This window comes from Zoogloea sp. (genome assembly GCF_028689785.1).
Classification (GTDB): domain Bacteria; phylum Pseudomonadota; class Gammaproteobacteria; order Burkholderiales; family Rhodocyclaceae; genus Zoogloea.
The window spans coordinates 1-17,271 of sequence record NZ_JAQVCN010000022.1; the positions used below are offsets into that span (position 1 = coordinate 1).

19 protein-coding genes and 1 pseudogene are annotated in these 17,271 nt (G+C 62.8%); 4 read left to right on the top strand and 16 right to left on the bottom strand.

Annotation, left to right across the window (positions count from 1 at the left end):
• Positions 1–355 precede the first annotated feature (355 nt).
• Both PHI64_RS11370 and PHI64_RS11375 read left to right on the top strand, forming a co-directional pair.
• On the top strand, positions 356–1,003 hold the full coding sequence (locus PHI64_RS11370; RefSeq protein WP_299882708.1) for a hypothetical protein: 648 nt from the start codon (positions 356–358) through the stop codon (positions 1,001–1,003).
• Positions 1,004–1,118: 115 nt separating this feature from the next.
• The gene (locus PHI64_RS11375) at positions 1,119–1,757 is read left to right on the top strand and encodes a Vat family streptogramin A O-acetyltransferase (protein ID WP_299882710.1); all 639 of its coding nucleotides are present in this window, start codon (positions 1,119–1,121) and stop codon (positions 1,755–1,757) included.
• A 227-nt stretch (positions 1,758–1,984) separates the two neighbouring features.
• On the opposite strand, the gene lysA is transcribed toward PHI64_RS11375, so the two are convergent.
• Positions 1,985–3,235 (bottom strand): diaminopimelate decarboxylase, encoded by a 1,251-nt coding sequence (gene lysA / locus PHI64_RS11380; RefSeq protein WP_299882712.1) that lies wholly within the window; start codon positions 3,233–3,235, stop codon positions 1,985–1,987.
• A gap of 69 nt (positions 3,236–3,304) precedes the next feature.
• On the opposite strand from lysA, the gene PHI64_RS11385 reads away from it, so the two are divergent.
• Positions 3,305–4,213, top strand: coding sequence for a LysR family transcriptional regulator (locus tag PHI64_RS11385; RefSeq protein ID WP_299882713.1), 909 nt, complete (start codon positions 3,305–3,307; stop codon positions 4,211–4,213).
• 14 nt (positions 4,214–4,227) lie between these two features.
• Here the strand turns inward: PHI64_RS11385 and PHI64_RS11390 are convergent.
• Positions 4,228–4,598: pseudogene (locus tag PHI64_RS11390) on the bottom strand (transposase); the annotation flags it as partial.
• Between the two features lie 254 nt (positions 4,599–4,852).
• On the opposite strand from PHI64_RS11390, the gene PHI64_RS11395 reads away from it, so the two are divergent.
• On the top strand, positions 4,853–5,713 hold the full coding sequence (locus PHI64_RS11395; protein WP_299882715.1) for a hypothetical protein: 861 nt from the start codon (positions 4,853–4,855) through the stop codon (positions 5,711–5,713).
• A 113-nt stretch (positions 5,714–5,826) separates the two neighbouring features.
• Here PHI64_RS11395 and PHI64_RS11400 read toward each other — a convergent pair whose 3' ends face one another.
• From PHI64_RS11400 to hscA, 14 genes are all read right to left on the bottom strand, one after another.
• Positions 5,827–6,639 carry a hypothetical protein gene (locus PHI64_RS11400; protein WP_299882717.1) on the bottom strand — a complete coding sequence of 271 codons (813 nt, stop codon included), beginning with the start codon at positions 6,637–6,639 and terminating at the stop codon, positions 5,827–5,829.
• 308 nt (positions 6,640–6,947) lie between these two features.
• Positions 6,948–7,307: a hypothetical protein gene (locus PHI64_RS11405; protein WP_299882718.1), complete on the bottom strand. Its 360-nt coding sequence runs from the start codon at positions 7,305–7,307 to the stop codon at positions 6,948–6,950.
• The gene (locus tag PHI64_RS11410; protein WP_299882719.1) at positions 7,304–7,867 is read right to left on the bottom strand and encodes a hypothetical protein; all 564 of its coding nucleotides are present in this window, start codon (positions 7,865–7,867) and stop codon (positions 7,304–7,306) included. The genes PHI64_RS11405 and PHI64_RS11410 overlap by 4 nt, the downstream gene beginning before the upstream one ends.
• Complete coding sequence (locus PHI64_RS11415; RefSeq protein ID WP_299882720.1) at positions 7,864–8,187, bottom strand: (2Fe-2S) ferredoxin domain-containing protein; 324 nt, start codon at positions 8,185–8,187, stop codon at positions 7,864–7,866. The genes PHI64_RS11410 and PHI64_RS11415 overlap by 4 nt, the downstream gene beginning before the upstream one ends.
• 28 nt (positions 8,188–8,215) lie before the next feature.
• Positions 8,216–8,674, bottom strand: coding sequence for a ferritin family protein (locus PHI64_RS11420; protein WP_299882721.1), 459 nt, complete (start codon positions 8,672–8,674; stop codon positions 8,216–8,218).
• Positions 8,675–8,689: 15 nt separating this feature from the next.
• On the bottom strand, positions 8,690–8,986 hold the full coding sequence (locus PHI64_RS11425) for a ferredoxin family protein (RefSeq protein ID WP_296567833.1): 297 nt from the start codon (positions 8,984–8,986) through the stop codon (positions 8,690–8,692).
• Positions 8,983–10,287, bottom strand: a complete 1,305-nt coding sequence (locus PHI64_RS11430; protein WP_299882724.1) for an FAD-dependent oxidoreductase — start codon at positions 10,285–10,287, stop codon at positions 8,983–8,985. The genes PHI64_RS11425 and PHI64_RS11430 overlap by 4 nt, the downstream gene beginning before the upstream one ends.
• A 20-nt stretch (positions 10,288–10,307) precedes the next feature.
• Positions 10,308–11,405 (bottom strand): electron transfer flavoprotein subunit alpha/FixB family protein, encoded by a 1,098-nt coding sequence (locus PHI64_RS11435; protein ID WP_299882726.1) that lies wholly within the window; start codon positions 11,403–11,405, stop codon positions 10,308–10,310.
• A gap of 31 nt (positions 11,406–11,436) precedes the next feature.
• Complete coding sequence (locus PHI64_RS11440; protein WP_299882728.1) at positions 11,437–12,285, bottom strand: electron transfer flavoprotein subunit beta/FixA family protein; 849 nt, start codon at positions 12,283–12,285, stop codon at positions 11,437–11,439.
• Positions 12,286–12,303: 18 nt separating this feature from the next.
• Entirely contained in the window at positions 12,304–12,639 is a 336-nt protein-coding gene (nifW, locus tag PHI64_RS11445; protein WP_299882729.1) for a nitrogenase stabilizing/protective protein NifW, read from the bottom strand.
• Positions 12,640–12,643: 4 nt separating this feature from the next.
• Complete coding sequence (cysE, locus tag PHI64_RS11450) at positions 12,644–13,453, bottom strand: serine O-acetyltransferase (RefSeq protein WP_299882731.1); 810 nt, start codon at positions 13,451–13,453, stop codon at positions 12,644–12,646.
• The gene (gene nifV, locus PHI64_RS11455) at positions 13,450–14,589 is read right to left on the bottom strand and encodes a homocitrate synthase (protein ID WP_299882733.1); all 1,140 of its coding nucleotides are present in this window, start codon (positions 14,587–14,589) and stop codon (positions 13,450–13,452) included. The genes cysE and nifV overlap by 4 nt, the downstream gene beginning before the upstream one ends.
• Before the next feature lie 448 nt (positions 14,590–15,037).
• Entirely contained in the window at positions 15,038–15,376 is a 339-nt protein-coding gene (gene fdx, locus PHI64_RS11460; protein ID WP_299882735.1) for an ISC system 2Fe-2S type ferredoxin, read from the bottom strand.
• The gene (hscA, locus tag PHI64_RS11465; protein ID WP_299882737.1) at positions 15,376–17,253 is read right to left on the bottom strand and encodes a Fe-S protein assembly chaperone HscA; all 1,878 of its coding nucleotides are present in this window, start codon (positions 17,251–17,253) and stop codon (positions 15,376–15,378) included. Before hscA ends, fdx begins: the two co-directional genes overlap by 1 nt.
• Between the last annotated feature and the right edge of the window lie 18 nt (positions 17,254–17,271).

The window sequence follows — 17,271 nt, forward strand, 5'->3', positions numbered from 1 at the left end:
CGTGGCAAAAACGGGGCAACACCGCAGGGAAAGGCTGTGTTTGCTCAGCGAAATTGAACCGAATTTGGTCGCGATCATCGTTGCGCGGCGGGATTCATTGAAAACCTCGGGTTATTCGAGGTGCCCAGAGTGAGACGTGACCAGCTCTGCCACGCCGCGATGCAATTCTGCAGGGCCGGGCGAACGTGGGAAGGGTGGTGGAAGCCCTATTGCATGATGCACAACATCCAGAAGCTGGTGCACCATGGTTATGGGGAACGAAACGGAGAAAGGGGCCAGGGATGCCCTTGAAAGCATGAATGCGGCGAGAAGGAACGGCGAGCGTCGGGCCTCTTGCAACTACCGGAGCTGATCTATGGGCGCGAAGACTTGGATGCTCGTACTTGCGGATTCAAGTGCACGTGAGGCACTCGCAGCTAAGCCTTCCCTTGATCGGGAGGCGACCTCGAAGCTCGCAGCTGCCTTGTTTCCTGGCGAGAGACTCGAACCGATTGGGGATGGCAATCTTTCCTATACATGCCCACCTGGCGACGAACTTCACATCGGCTGCTTTCCGGGTGTCTCGGTTATCGCGGCGAAGGAGTTTGGCATCGATTATCCGTCTAAGCTGCCGCAGAAGTTCATAGCTGCCGCTGGCAAGGGGGTTATCACGCTTCATGCCATGCACAGCGTCGTTGATTGGTTTGCGTATGCAATATGGGTTAACGGAAGGTTGGTGCGCTCCCTCAGCCTGTCTCCGGACGATGGCATCATGGAAGACCTCGGGCAGCGCTTGCCTTTCGAGGAGGCCTACTGGTCCGGTGAGCACCCTGCCGTTGAGGCGGACGAAGAGATGGACGCCTATCCGTTTCCGTTTCATCCTCTCGAGCTCGGAGAGGAAGCGCTGAAGGACCGCTTTGGCTACCAGCTTGAGGGGTTCATTGATCCTTCCCTGCTTGAGCCTGAGTCAATTCCGCTGGTGCGCTACAAACGCTCTCGGTCACCATGGTGGAAGTTTTGGTGACGAGGCCCAATCCGATAAGGGCTGGTTCCTGACCGGTTCTCTCCAAACCACCCGGCATGCGGGTCCGCGCCGGGCGCCAATCATCTCTACGTCAGACATCTCAACAGGAGCCCCCGTGAACGGCCCGAGCGCACTAGACAAGCACCCTATGGCGGGTTTCCCGCAGGTATGCTTCATCAAGAACACCGTTGCAAATCCGAATATCATCATCGGGGATTACACCTACTACGACGATCCGGAAGATTCTGAGAACTTTGAACGAAATGTTCTTTACCATTTTCCGTTCATTGGTGATCGTCTTGTCATCGGAAAGTTCTGCGCGATAGCCCGTGGCGTCAAGTTCATCATGAACGGAGCAAACCATAAGACTTCCGGCATCTCCACCTACCCATTTCAGATTTTTGGAAACGGGTGGGAGAAGGTCATGCCTCAGCCCGGTGACCTTCCGTACAAAGGTGATACCGTTGTTGGAAACGATGTCTGGATAGGGTATGACTGTCTTATTATGCCCGGCGTAAAGATCGTCAATGGCGCGATCATTTCCTCGCGTTCCGTGGTCGTTGCCGATGTGCCTCCGTACTCCGTCGTCGGAGGCAATCCAGCAAAGGTAATCAAGGAACGCTTTTCGCAAGAAGCCGTATTGGCGCTTGAGGCGATTGCATGGTGGGACTGGCCAATTGAGAGGATTTCAAGGCACTTGGCCGTTATTGTGTCCGCAGACATTGAAGCCCTGAAGGCGTGTTCCCGCGTCTGACAATGAAAAGCACGCCGAGGCCGGTTTTCCTTGCTTCATGTTGCCCCTGCTGAAACTCAAACAACCCCGGCGTACTCTCCCTGGACACCCGCAAGCACATCAACGTGGCCGGGATGAGGGAAACCCGCAAGGCTGCGTAGTGAGTTGGTCGCGAACAGCAGGTAGCTGGAAGTCTTGTGCTTGTCCGTAAGGCCATCGACCCACAGTAGAGCAGATTGTGGCCTGCCTTACACCGCCTCCAGCGCGAGCAGCTCAGCCACCGTCTGCCTTCGTCGAATAAGCCGGGGCTCACCGTTTTCCATCAGCACTTCGGCAATCAGCGGGCGCGCGTTGTAGTTCGATGACATGGAGGCGCCATACGCACCGGTGTCGTGCAACACCAGCAGGTCTCCCACCTGCGCCTGCGGCAAGGACCGGTGCAACACCACGCCACCGTCTCCTTGAGTAAACACATCTCCCGACTCGCACAGAGGTCCGGCAACCACCGTGTCAAACTGCAGGCCATTAACCGCTGTGCCATCAGAGTGGATCAACTCCATGCCGTGGTAGGCGCCGTATAGGGCCGGGCGAACCAGATCACTGAAGCCCGCGTCCACCAACACAAAATGGTTGGCGCCCTGTTGCTTCGTGGCACGTACCTCGGTGACCAGCACGCCGGACTCGGCCATTAAATAACGGCCCGGTTCTATTTCCAGTTTCACTGGGTGCTCCAGCAGTTGTTCCACGGCACAGCGCACTGCATCCCATAATGCAAAGTAGTGCGCCGTATCAATCGTGAGTTCACCGGCCTGGTAAGGAACGGACAGACCGCCACCCGCGGAGATGGCGTGCAGGTCCAAACCCTGCGCATTCACTACCTCTACCAGCTTCAGCATGGCACCGCACACTTCCTGCAAGTGCGCGTAGTCCACGCCTGAGCCGATGTGCAGGTGAAGGCCCTGCAAGGCCAGGCCGTTGGACTTGATCTTTTCGCAGGCGTGTACGAGGTCGCCATGCCAGATGCCATGCTTGCTATGCTCGCCACCGGTATTTGTTTTCTTGGAATGGCCATGCCCGAAACCCGGGTTGATGCGTAGCCACACCGGGTGCCCCGGGCTGACCGCACCCAATTGGTCCAGCATGTCCATGGAGCCGCAGTTCACGGGAATATTGAGTTCCACCACGCGCGCAAGCGTAGCGCGGTCCAGCAGGTCAGCCGTGAACACGATGTCTGCGTGCCCGTTGTGCAAGCCCGGCGTAAAACCACCAGCCAACGCGCGTTCGATTTCACCCAAAGATACCGAGTCCACCACTGCGCCCTGACGCTTCATGAGGCGAAGGATGTGTGTATTGGAGTTGGCTTTCTGGGCGAAACGCACTACGTCAAACAACCGCAGAGCGGCTATCTGGCGCGTAATGGTGTCGGCATCGTAGATCCACAGCGGGGTACCGAACTGCTGGGCCAAAGGAGCGAGGGTAGCGGGGGTGAAAGGGTTCATGGGTGGATGGTCCCCTTCATGGTCAATTCAATCAATGCTATTCTTTTTGGCTAGCTATTCAATATTGATATGAATTTAACTCATCGCCAGCTGACAATGTTTCGCGCCATCATGCTGCACGGCAACCTGGGGCGTGCAGCTGACGCGTGCGCGTCAAGCCAGCCCACTTTGAGTCGCGAGCTGGGTCGTCTGGAGCAGTTGCTGGGGTTTAACCTTTTTGACCGGGTGCGGGGCCGATTACGACCTACCGTGCGGGCACTTGCGCTGATGCAGGAAGTAGAGCGCTCGTTTATAGGCTTGGAACAGATCGCAGCGCGCGCCAGCGAATTGCGCACGCAAGTGACGGGTCGCTTGCGCATTGCGTGTTTGCCGGCATTGGCTCATGCCTTGGTACCCCGCGCACTGGTATATCTCTCACAAGCACATCCTGAACTAGGCGTCAGCGTGCATCCCTTGGAGTCGCCCTGGCTGGAGCAAGCCATGAGTGAGCAGCGCTTTGACCTGGGACTGAGTGAAACCCAGGAGGCACCCGTTGGAGTTGCCTTGCAGCCCTTACTGAAAGTCAATGAAGTGGCTGTGTTGCCACGTGATCACAACCTGTGCCGCAAGGCGCGACTGCAACCACGGGACTTTACAGGCGAGCGCTTCATCAGTCTCGCGGTTGGCGACCCGTATCGAACCGCCATTGATGCGATGTTCGAAGAGGCTAAAGTCCATCGCGCAACCCTGCTTGAAACCACGAGCGCAGTGGCCGTCTGCGCCATGGTGCGTCAGGGCCTGGGCGTTGCCATCGTAAACCCGTTCACTGCACTGGAACTCAGCGGACCGGACCTAGTAGTTCGGCCGCTTACTGTTGCCATCGGCTACCAGGTGAATATGCTTCTTCCGGAAATCGCAGCTCCGCACCCCCTGCAGGGCGTTCTCGCAGACACCGTCCGCCAAACCTGTGCCGCCTTGAACCAACATCACTCGCTGTGAGCTCCATAGCTGGCCGCCATGATCTGCATGCTTAGACCATGCTGTTCGAGCAAGTGGCGAAACCGCAGAATGGTCGATTCATCAGGCAAGCGGCTGGCGCCCGGGTCAAGGTGCGCGAACTCGCAATACAGCGACACATCGTGCAGCGCCTCTTTCATCGCCGGATCACTCAGTCCAAACCACTGCTGTAAGAAATGAATGTGCAGCATGGTTTCAACTGCAAATGACGGGTGTCCGCCTTTGGCTCCAGCCACTGGCGAATGGGCGTAATCAATGCCACCAATTCGGTCCACGGAGCCATCAGGTTCATCTTGTCGAGGAACACGCGTTTGCTTAAAATGCAAATGGAATTGCTGATCGAAGTGCACAAAAATGCTGTGCTCATGCTGGCCTATCCTCACGATGTTGTGCAGAATCGCGCCCTCATGAGAGAGGGCGTGAGATCACACAGTAAATCTTGCGAGGGCGGAGAGGGCTTTCTCCGCGGAGCGGCTTCGTCCAACTGGGCGGTCAAGCGGACGCCAACAAGGGTCATGGCTTCGCCATTGTCTTGGCCCTTGTTGGTGCCCTTCAGTCGTTGCGCTCCTTCTGGCGCCGCTTACCTTGGGCGTTATCTCTATCAGTAACTGCGAGGTTCTTATGGAAATTCCACGCCAACTTTTTTGCTGCATTGCTACAACTCTATCCATTATTAGCTTGACAGCAGGCAATGCTGCAGCAGAACCAACAGTAGAGCAAATGCAACAGATCATGCAAAGAAGTGCAATCCCTGCGTGGCAAAAGGCAACTGTCCAAGTTAGAGGTCTTAGATCAAATCCCCCTGACTCCGATGCAGCTGAAACATGGAAGGCTCTAGATTCTGAGACCAATGTAGCGACTGGAAAGGCTCCATTGGAGAGGGCGACCACGCCGAAGGACGGGAAAGATATGTTCATCCTGTCAACTTGGCTTCGGTGGCGCATTCTCTCCGAGAATGCAGATCCAAGATATTCCTATGCCTACGCCTCCAATCTTCACTACATGAGAGACGGAAAGGGTGATTTTAAAAGGGAGGCTGCAGTTTTTCTTTTCCATGCGAGGGTCGCACTCTCAATTGATGGTGCACGCTGCGTAGATCAAGCAAGTCCACAGAGCATTGCTCTGGGATTCGAGCAACAGAAATATATTCAGCCGCTCATTGAGCAGCTCGCTCTTATGTCCAAGAATGAGAAAGCTGCAGCCATGCTTGAGGCGGTGGCGTTAGAGGAAATGAGAGGCGAGCGTCCGTTGCTTGGTGCTTTGTGTACAAGGGGTGCCAGAGCAATGCAGAAGGCGATTGTATCTAGCCGCCAAATAGAAGAAGTGGACCCGTCTGGTCGTCGTGCCTCGCAGTTGCTTGGGAAAACGTATTCCGTTGATGTTTCGGGGATAGAGCCGGAAGTTATTTCTGAAGCGCAGTGGCGGAAGAGGCGAAGGGAGATTATTGATTCTTTTGTCAGGAGTGCCGTTGGGTTGCTGTAAAAACGAACCTGCCTGTCTTGCCCATGCCCCCCGGAACCCTAGGCAGAGCAACGATGAGCTGTATTGACCGAGAGAAATTCTGCACGGGTCATCCCGATAACGCGAATGCCCTATCAGGCCCTGGATATGGAGACACCTGCTGAGGCATTCGTGAGCAACCTATCCACGACGCTCTGCAGGCTTTTTGCACAGCGTTCCGGGGTGTGATTGTTTGGAAGGATGGGAAGAAGGGTCAGCAGAGGCATGTTCCAGTTCCGGGAAACAACATGCAGTATCTCTCTGCTGCCGCGGCTATAGTTCTCCTTGAAGAAATCTATGTCAGTAGCGCCACTGTCCTTGCCGTTCTTGCACGCGACCATGCCGGCGTAGAACTTCTTGAGGCTATATAGATTCAGGCTTTCCACGCTCCCCTCCGGTTTGGGCGTCGTGTGACCAAGCGTGAGGATGGACTCTGCATCCAGGTAGTTGGCATCTTCAGGCGGGACTGCGTGCCGGTATTTCCTGATCTCATCGTAGGCTGCCATCTGCATCGTTCGCAGCTTTGTATCGTCCGAGATGAGCCAGAGTCTGTTGAGGATGATCAGTTCTTCCATGAGCAGGGCAAACCTGTCCTCGTCACTGAGGTGATCCCGGTTTGCTGTCAGAAATGCGTCCAGATGTTTGTATGCGTTGATCCCGTTTTCCAGCATGTCTGAAACGGAATGCATGTCTCCATTCAAAATCATGCTGCTGATGATCAAATTGGCGTCAATCGCCAAGTCACGACTCTTGAGAGGCGTTGTCGCCTCAAGGAAGAGCAGCACATGTGTCGTCAGCCAGCTGTAATTGACGACCGGGACTTCCAGTTTTGACACGCTGTTCAATATGAAAACTGCAGCTGCCTGGTAAATGGCAACGGCGATCAGGAGGGCTTTCAGCGTCTTCACGCGTGAGCAGGTGATGTGAGCGGGAGGGAGTGGGCAGGATGCTCTCATATCGGGGAGCTTCTTGTGAAGCCATATGTCATGAACCGAGGTGGTGGATCATGACTATGAAACCCGCCGTGCCCGAACGGTCGAGGTATTCCGGATCCTCCGTGAGATTGAATTTACTTGACCTCAGCGCTTTGGTTAATCGGCATGCCTTTCACCACAGTCCGCGGTCGAATGAATTCGACCCCACGGGCCCTCCAGCCAGCCGTGGTGCGGTATCAACCAAGGCCCGCCGCCTGATCAAGGTTCTGGGTGACCCCGTCTCACCCCTGCTGAATCTCAAACAACCCCGGCGCACTCTCCCTGTACACCCGCAACCACATCAACGTAGCCGGGACCAGGGCGCGGAGGGCGAACCACAGGGCTTCGTCGCGGGTGGTGGGGTCGGCGCCGAGTTGTTCGGGGACGGCGCGCCAGGTGCTCCAGTCCAGTTCGGCGAACTGCTGGCGTTGGGCGTCGGGGAGGCCGGCGAGGTTGGTGGCCATGACGCCGACCAGGCGGGCCATTTCGGCGCGGGCGAGGCGGGAGCGGCGGAAGGTGGCTTCGTCCATGTCTTCGGCCAGGGTCAGGGCGTCGGTGCCGGCATTGACGATGTTGGCCAGGAGGGCGGCGGGGATGATCATTGGGTGCCGCCCTTCTTGAGGCGATCCAGGTAGCTGTCGCCAGTGGGGCCGGGGCGCTTGCCGGGTGGGGTGTCGGGCGCGGAGGCGTCCTTCAGGCTGGCGATGACGCTGGCGCCCATGTTGTCGGCGGGGTCGAGCTGGGCGGCTTTTTCGAGTAGGGCCTGGGCTTCGGCCCGGTCGCCGCGGCGCAGGCGGATGAAGGCCAGGGCCTTGAGGGTGAACAGCCAGAAGCGGGCCGGGCCGATGGCGCTGAAGTCGGCGTCGCCGCCTTGCACTTCGCGCCAGTGGCGGCCGATGCGGGCCTGTCCGGCGGCGGCATGCAGGCCGTCGCGGGCGCAGCGTTCGGCGTCTTCGAGGCGTTTGCGGTAGAAGTAGAACTTGTACTGGGCGAAGTACACCGGCAGGCATTCGGGGGCCGACAGGCGGGCGCTCCACAGCAGGGCTTCGGCCCGGGTGGGGTCGGCGTGGGCGGCGGCGGCCTCGTGGAGCAGCCGGTTGACGCTCTCCGGCGCGTCACCGCCGAAGAGCGCCCGGGAGCTTTCGCCGGTAAAGAGGTTCACCAGACGGCCGCCGGCGTCTGCAGGCGGGTGACCACTTCGTCGCCTTCCAGGTGTTTGTCGAAGATCTCGATCACGTCGTCCTTGGTGACGCCGGCGTACATCACGCCTTCCGGGTACACCAGCACGTTGGGGCCGCTGTCGCAGGGGCCGAGGCAGCCTGAGTAGGTGACGCCGATGTGCTCGTAGGCGTTGCGTTTCTGCAGCTCGCCCCAGAAGGTCTGCAGGATTTCGTTGCAGCCCTTGGCGGCGCAGGAGCCGCGAGGGTGGCCGGGGGGGCGCTGCTGGGCGCACACGAAGACGTGTTTTTTCGGTTTGGTCATGATGCTCTCTCCGTTGGCTTATCTGGGTTCAGGCGGATGCGACGCGGTCGATGAGCTTTTCCAGCTCGGCCACGTGTTCGGCCTCTTCGTTAGCAAACTCGGCCGCCATGCGCTTGACCTTGATGTTGTTGCTCACCGCTGCGATGCCGGCGTAGAAGGCGTGGCCGCGGCGCTCGGCCAGCAGCGCCAGCTCCAGGGCGCCGAGCACGTCGAGGAAGCCGTCGACGCCTTCCCAGCCGGCGTTCTCGGGGCTGATGCCGTCGGGCCAGCGCAGCTGGTCGGGGCGCAGCTCGGGGACGACCCGGAAGCCGCCCCGTTCCATGGCGTCGGCCAGGTGCTTGCGCGAGAAGCCGGCCATTTTCCGGAAGAAGTCCGCCACGTCGGTGTTGCCGGCGGTCTTCATGTCTTCCGTCAGCGCTTCGTAGTGGCGGGCGGCCTCCCGCTCCAGTTGGATGGCGTGGGCGAGAAACAGGTGGATGTCGTCCATGATGGGGTCCGTTTCTCAGCCGAACTTGAACAGGATGCCGTGCCCGCCGCGGGGGTATTCCCATTCCACGTTGGACAGCTCGGTGCAGATGATCCGGCAGCTGCCGCATTCCAGGCAGCCGTCGGTGATCAGGGTGACGGCGCCGTTGCCCTCGGCCTTGTAGCAGGCGGCGGGGCAGACGTAGGTGCAGGACTGGCTCTTGCACTCGTTGCGGCACAGGTCCGGCTGGCGGATCTTGATGTGCGGGCGGCCGTGGTCGACCTTGTAGCGGTTCTGGAAGAGTTTTTCTTCCACATTCACGACGGTGCTCATCTGAAGGCCCTCCACAGCTTGAATGCGTCGCCCGCCAGGCCGGCCAGGCTGCGCGATTTACGGAAGCTGGAGAAGATTTCCTTCTCCTTGGTTTTCTTGTCGATGCCATCCACCGTCAGCATGGTGCGGGCGGCACGGTTGACCAGCTCGGGGTAGGTGGTGAAGAACTGGCTGTTGTCGTGGAACACGCTGGGCATGTCCCGGTATTTGTGCAGGTCCTTCATCACGAAGGATTCGTCCAGGGCCGACTTGTAGCCGGCCAGCTGTTTGGCCTTGAAGCCCTTGCCGGCGGCCTTGGCGGCGATGGCCGTTTCGGCGGCCAGGCGGCCGGTGGTCATGGCCAGGTTGGAGCCTTCCCGATGCACGGCATTCACGAAGCCACCCGAGTCGCCGACGATCATCCAGCCGTTGCCGAACACCTTGGGCACGGCGTGGAAGCCGCCTTCGGGGATGAGGTGGGCGCAGTATTCCTTCATCTCGCCGCCGGCGATCATGGGGGCGATGGAGGGGTGAGCCTTCATCTTCTCCAGCATGGTGTAGGGCGAGCTGCGGTTGGGGTTGGCCTTGAAGTCGGAGAGCATGCAGCCGACGCCCAGGGTGATGGAGTCCTTGTTGGTGTAGAGGAAGCCGGTGCCCATCAGGCCGTCGGTGATCTTGCCGAACATCTCGATGACCACGCCTTCCTCGTCCTTGACGTTGAAGCGGGCCTCGATGGTCTCCTGGGGCATGAAGAGGATTTCCTTCACCGCCAGGGCCACGTTGCCGGCCTGGATCTCGCCATGGAAGCCGGCCTTGCGGGCCAGGGTGGAGTTGACTCCGTCGGCCAGGATGACCACATCGGCAAAGACCTCGCCGCCCTGGCGGTCGCAGCGCACGCCCACCACCTGGTCGCCATCCATCAGCAGGCATTCGACGGTGGTTTCGCAGATCACCAGGGCGCCGGCTTCCTTCACCTTCGACGAAAACCACTTGTCGAACTGGGCGCGGATGATGGTGTAGCGGTTGTAGGGGGGCTTGTTGTAGTCATCGGAGCGGAAGTGGGTGCCGACGAAGGATTCGTCATCCAGCACCCACATGCGCTGCTCGATGATGTGGCGTTCGAGGGGGGCATCGTCCCGGAAGTCGGGGATGATCTGCTCCAGGGCGTTGGCGTACAGGATGGCGCCCTGCACGTTCTTCGAGCCGGGGTATTCGCCCCGCTCGATCTGCAGCACCGACAGGCCGGCCTTGGCCGCGGTGTAGGCCGCGGCGTTGCCCGAGGGGCCCGCGCCGACAACGATGACGTCGAATTTCTCGCTCATGGTGGGTCTCCGGTGGGCGCTCAGGCGGCCTTGCGGCTGCGCAGGGCAATGTGTTCGCGGAAGGTGTCGGTGAGCACCGGCAGCACCTGCATGGCGTTGCCGACGATGCCGTGGTGGGCGAAGTCGAAGATCGGGGCGTTGGCATCGGTGTTGATGGCGACGATCACGTCGGCGCCCTCCATGCCCACCCGGTGCTGGATCGCGCCCGAGATGCCGGCGGCGATGTAGAGCTTGGGGCGCACCGTCTTGCCGGTCTGGCCCACCTGACGCTCCGCATCCACCCAGCCCGACTGGACCACCGGGCGGGTGGCGCCCACCTCGGCGCCGAGCACCTTGGCCAGGTCCCAGATCAGCTTGAAGTTGTCCGGCGTCTTGAGGCCCTTGCCGCCCGACACGATGATGTCGGCGTAGGCCAGGTTGACCTTGTTGCTGTTCTCGTCGGCGATGAAGTCGAGGAGCTTGGTGACGATGTCGGTCTCGATCATGCCGAGGGTGTCCTCGACGATGCTGCCGCTGCGTGCCGGGTCGGCGTCGGGCATCTGCATCACGCGGGGGCGCACGGTTGCCATCTGCGGGCGGTAGGCCAGGGTCATGATGGTGCACAGCAGCGATCCGCCGAAGGTCGGGCGGGTGGCGGCCAGGGCCCGGGTGGCCGGGTCGATGCGCAGCTCGGTACAGTCGGCGGTGAGGCCGGTGGCCAGGGTGGTGGCCACCGAGCCGGCCAGGTCGCGGCCCATGGTGGTGGCGCCCAGCAGCACGATCTCGGGCTGGTACTTGTTCACCAGGTCGGTCATGCCCTTGGTGAAGGGCTCGTTGCGGTAGCCCTGGAGCACCGGGTCGCGGACGATGTAGCAGTTCTCGGCGCCAAAGGTGTAGGCCTCCTTGGCGTAGCGCTCCAGGGGCTCGTCGGGGCCGCCCATGATGACGCCCGACAGGGACACGCCGAGGGTGTCGGCGAGCTTGCGGCCTTCGCCCAGAAGCTCCCACGACACCGGGTGCACGGCGCCCCGGTCGTGTTCGATGAACACCCAGACGCCCTTGTAGGCCTTCAGGTGTTCGGGCAGTTCCAGGTTGCGGCCGCCCCGGGCGGCGGGCTTCTTGACTTCGGCGTCGCTCATGGCAGGTTTCCTTTCGCGTCTTGTCGTGGGGTCACACGGAGGCCTTGGCGAGGATGTCGCGCTCAAGGGTCGGGTGCTGGGTGAAGATCTTCTGGATCACGTTGAGGGACACATCCCGCGGGCTGGCGTCATCAACGGATTGCATCAGGGCCTTCTCGGCCCGGGGCGTGGGGCCGAAGACCTTGCTCACCACGGTGGGCGAGCCCTTCAGGCCGATCTTGGTCACGTCCTCGATGCCGGCGGCTTCCTTGTTCCACTTGCGCACCGGGTAGCGGGCGGCGTGGATCATGTTTTCCAGCGGGGCGAAGCGCATCTCGTTGGTGCCTTCCAGCATGGTGATCAGGCAGGGTACGGCGGTCTTCAGCACCTGCACGCCGCCTTCGGCGCGGCGCTCGACGGTGATGGTGTTGGCCTCCAGGTCGAGTTCGGCAATGCGCGAGACGTAGGTGAGCAGTTGCAGGCCCAGACGCTTGGCAATGCCGGGGCCGACCTGGGCGGTATCGCCGTCGATGGTCTGCTTGCCGGTGAACACGATGTCCACCTTCTGCTCCCGGCCGATCTGGCGGATGGCGGCGGCCAGGGCGTAGGAGGTGGCCAGGGTGTCGGCGCCGGCAAAGGAGCGGTCGGTCACCAGCACGGCGTCGTCGGCACCAAAGGAGATGCACTTCTTGAGGGCGTCTTCGGCCTGGGGTGGGCCCATGCACAGCATGGTCACCTTGCCGCCGAATTTGTCCTTGAGGCGCAGGGCTTCTTCCAGGGCGAACAGGTCATAGGGATTGACGATGGCCGGTACGCCCTGGCGCATGATGGTGTTGGTCACCGGATGGACGCGGATCTGCGCCGAATCCGGAACCTGCTTGATACAGACGACGATGTGCATGGCGGCTGTCCTGTCGGTTTAGGTGGCGGAGGAGGGAAGGGTGGCGCGCAGGCTGTCGAGGCTGACCTGCTGGCGGCCGTCGGTGTCCTGGAACACCTTGAAGACCTTTTCCCGGGCCGGGGTGGAGCGCACGAAGTCGTCGTAGGCGGCAACCAGGTGGCCACGGTAGCGGCCGAAGAGTTCGCTGCCCGTCAGGGCGCTCAGGTCGGCATCCCGGCGCAGGTATTGGTAGAAGCGCTTGAGGATGTGCAGTCGGCTCACATGGACGACCTTCTGGTCGAAGGGCACGGCAAAGAAGTGGAGGAATTCCTCTGCGGAGGAGAGCTTGGCGAGTTCGCCGGTCAGTTCGTTCATGGCGTCAGGCTCCTGGTGCGTTGTGGGCGGTGGCCTTCCAGCTACCGTCAAAGGTGGGTTGCGAGCAGGTGTCGTCGCAGGTGCGACAGGCGCCTTCGGCGGTGGTGGGTTCGCCCTTGAGCGTGGCGATTTCCCGTTCCATCTGGGCGATCCGGTCGAGCAGGCAGCCAATGGCCTTGCCGACCGGGTCGGGGATCTGGTGGTGATCCAGGTCGATGCCGTGGGCGATGCGCCGGCCTTCCTTGGGCAGCACCATGCGGCCCGGAATGCCGACCACGGTCATGCCGGGGCGCACCGGGTCGATGACCACGGAGTTGGCGGCCACCCGGGCGTTCTCGCCCACGGTGATGGGGCCGAGGATCTTGGCGCCGGCACCGACCACCACCCCGTTGCCCAGGGTGGGGTGGCGCTTGCCGGGGTTCCAGGTGGTGCCGCCCAGGGTGACGCCGTGATAGAGGGTCACGTCGTCACCGATCACCGCGGTCTCGCCGATCACCACGCAGGCGCCGTGGTCGATGAAGAAGCGGCGGCCGATGACTGCGCCCGGGTGGATGTCCACATTGGTCACGAAGCGGGCCAGGAAGGACAGGGCCCGGGCGGCGTAGCGCCAGTTGCCGCGCCACAGGCAATGGGCCACCCGGTAAAGCATCAGGGCCTGTACGCCGGGGTAGATGGTGAGCAGCTCCAGGGTGTTGCGGGCCGCAGGGTCGCGGGCGAAGACGCAGGCCACGTCCTCGCGCAGGGTGCTGAGGAAGCCCGGCGTGGCGCCCTGGGTGGCCGCGAGGATCTTCATGTCGGGTTCCCTGGGGCTCATGATGCGCTGCCCTCGCAACGGCTGACTTCGAGGAGGAAGCGGGCCAGCTCTCCGGCGGAGGGCGAGCGCTTGGTGCAGGTGGCGTGGTCGCGGATGCGTTCGAGCAGGCCGTGGGCCTCTGCGTCGGACACCAGCATGCCGAGCTGGGCATAGGCGGCGATCACCGCTCGGGAGCCGGAGTGCTTGCCCAGCACGGTCCGGTGGCTACGGCCCAGTTCGGCCGGGTCGAAGCCCTGATAGGTGCGCGGGTCCTTCAGCAGGCCATCCACGTGCAGGCCGGCCTCGTGGGTGAACACGGCCTCGCCGACGATGCTCTTGTTGGCCGCCACGGCGCGCCCGGAGGCTTCGGCCACCAGGGCCGAGATGGCCGGCAGGGTGTGGGTGTCGATGCCGCAATCGATGCCGTGGAGGTGGCGCAGGCCCATCACGATCTCTTCCAGCGGGGCGTTGCCGGCGCGCTCGCCGAGGCCATTGACGGTGGTGTTGGCGTGGCTGGCGCCGGCCCGGAAGGCGGCCAGGGTGTTGGCCGTGGCCAGGCCCAGGTCGTCATGGGCGTGCATCTCGATGTCCATGTCCACCTGCCGGCGCAGGGCGGCGATGGCGTCATGGGTGGAGAAGGGGTCGAGGATGCCCAGGGTGTCGGCGTAGCGCAGGCGCGTGGCACCGGCCCGCTGGGCGGCCTCGGCAACCTGGGCCAGAAAGGACGGATCGGCGCGGGAGGAGTCTTCGCAGCCCACCGACACGGCGTAGCCCATGTCACGGCCCTGGTGCACGTAGCGCCCCACCCGCTCCAGCACCCATTCGCGGCTGCGCTTGAGCTTGGTGCTGATGTGGATGTCGGACACCGGGATGGACAGGTTGACGGTGTCCACCGGGCACTGGCGGGCGGCGGCCAGGTCGGTGTCGGTCATCCGACACCACACCATCAGGCTGGCCGGCAGGCGCAGGCGGGCGATCTCGCCGATGGCTTCGATCTCCACCGGCCCCATGGCCGGAATGCCAATCTCCATCTCCTGGACACCCACATCGGCGAGGGCCCGGGCGATGGCGCACTTCTCCTCGACGGTGAAGGCCACGCCAGCGGTCTGTTCGCCGTCGCGCAGGGTGGTGTCGTTGATGGTGGGCAGCGGGTTCATGGTGGGTGGTGTCCTTTCACACCCTGATCAGCAAAGGCCGTGCCATGTGCGGGTTTGTGGTTTAAGTTGATGATTTTTTGATGATTTATGTTTTTTGCCAGCAATCGGGAAGACGAGGAAAAGCGTGGCTGTCGCCTTTGTCGGATTTCGCACAGGTAGGGATGGGCGTGCCGTTGTGGGGTCGAATTCATTCGACCGCGGACAGGTGAGCGGCGGTGTGTCGATGAATCAGCGTGCAGAGGTCGAATGAATTCGACCCCACGGGGAGGGCGGGGCTTGGCGTGGGGCGGGGGGAACGGGCGGCGGGGGGCGGCTTACTGCCAGCCGGTGGCTGGAGGGTGCCGTTGTGGGGTCGAATTCATTCGACCGCGGGCGGGTGAGCGGCGGCGTGTCGATGAATCAGCGTGGGGAGGTCGAATGAATTCGACCCCACCGGCTCAGCACAATCTCAGCCGTGTTCCCGGGCGTGGTTGCGGGAGTGCTTGGGGATTTCGATGAGGAGGTCGCCGTCGCCGAGCTTGACGCAGCAGGCCAGGCGGGAGTCGGCCTGGAGAGCCCAGGCGGAATCCAGCTGGTCTTCTTCCAGATCGCTGCTGGGGGGCACGCTGGTGCCACCCTGGCGGACGTAGACATGGCAGGTGGCGCAGGCGGCCACCTTCTCGCAGGCGTGTTCGAGGGGCACGCCGTGGGCCAGCAGGGCGTCGCACAGGGACTGGCCCGGCTTGGCCTCGAAGTGGACGCCGTCGGGGCACAGGTGGGGGTGGGGCAGGACGCGGACGGTGCTCATCACAGGGTCTCCAGGCTGCGGCCGGCGAGGGCGCGTTTGATGCTGGCGTCCATGCGCCGCCCTGCGAAGTCGGCACTGGCGGCGTTGAGGGCGTCGGTGGCGGCGCGGATCTTGCGCGTGTCGCCTTCGTCGGTTTCCAGCAGTTCGGCCAGGGCGTAGATGGCCTTCTGCACCACGTCCCGTTCGGGCGGGGCGAGGAGGGCGGCGCCGTCGGCGGCGAGGGCGGCCTCGGTGGCGTCGATGAGGCGCCGGGCTTCCACCTGGGCTTCGCGCAGCATGCGGGTGGCGGCGTCGATCTCGCCGGTGCCGTAGGCGTCCAGCAGCATCCGGGCCACTTCACCGTCACCGAGGCCGTAGGAGGGTTTGACCTCCACGTGGGCTTCGACACTGCTGGTCTGCTCCCGGGCGGTGACTGACAGCAGCCCGTCGGCATCGATCTGGAAGGTGACGCGGATGCGCGCCGCGCCCGCCACCATGGGCGGAATGCCGCGCAGGGTGAAGCGGGCGAGGGAGCGGCACTCCGACACGATCTCGCGTTCGCCCTGGACGACATGCACGCTCATGGCGGTCTGGCCGTCCTTGTAGGTGGTGAAGTCCTGGGCGCGGGCGGTGGGGATGGTGCTGTTGCGCGGCACGATCTTCTCCACCAGGCCACCCATGGTCTCGAGGCCGAGGGAGAGGGGGCACACGTCGAGCAGCAGCCAGTCGGCTTCGCTGTCGGACTTGCGGTTGCCGGCCAGTACGTCGGCTTGCATGGCTGCGCCGAGGGCCACCACCTGATCGGGGTCGAGGTTGTTGAGGGGGGCGGTGCCAAAGAGCTTTTCCACCGCCGCCTGAACATGGGGCATGCGCGTGGAGCCGCCCACCATCACCACGCCCTTGATATCTTCGGCGCCAAGGTTGGCGTCGCGCAGGGCTTTGCGGACGGGGCGCAGGCTGCGGGCGACCAGCTCGGCGGTGAGTTCGCCGAACAGCGCCCGGCTCACCGGCACCTGGAGCGACAGGTTTCCGCTGAAGTTGCAGGTGGCCACCGTCTGTTCCTGGGACGACAGGGTTTCCTTGATGCTGCGGGCCAGGGCCAGCAGACGCCGGCGGTCTTCCACCGGCATGTCGTCGGGCAGGCTGGCCTGGGCCTTCAGCCAGTCGGCCAGCAGGTGGTCGAAATCGTCGCCGCCGAGGGCCGGGTCGCCGTTGGTGGCGAGCACTTCGAACACGCCTCGGGTGAGCTTGAGGATGGAGATGTCGAAGGTGCCGCCGCCCAGGTCATAGACGGCGTAGATGCCTTCGGCAGCGTTGTCGAGGCCGTAGGCGATGGCGGCAGCGGTGGGTTCGTTGAGCAGGCGCAGCACATTCAGGCCGGCCAGGCGGGCGGCGTCCTTGGTGGCCTGGCGCTGGGCGTCGTCGAAGTAGGCGGGTACGGTGATGACCACACCGGTGAGTTCGCCGCCGAGGCTGGCTTCGGCCCGCTCGCGCAGGCTGCGCAGGATGTCGGCCGAGACTTCCACCGGGGTCTTGCGGCCGGCGCGGGTTTCGATGCCCACCATGCCGGGGCCGTCGCTGAGCAGGTAGTGGCTGCGCATGGTGGCGTCGGCGTCGGCGAGGGAGCGGCCCATCAGGCGCTTCACCGAGGCGATGGTGTTGAGGGGGTCGTCGGCCTGGCCGGCGCGGGCCTCGCGGCCGACGAGCATCTCCGTTTCACCGTAGCGGACCACCGAGGGCAGCAGGATGTGCCCGCTTTCGTCGGCCAGGGCCCTGGCCATGCCGCTGGCCACGGTGGCGACGAGGGAGTTGGTGGTGCCGAGGTCGATGCCGACGGCCAGGCGGTGCTGGTGGGGGGCTGCGGCCAGCCCCGGCTCGGCGATTTGCAGCAGCGCCATGATGGGTTCTCCCTTTGC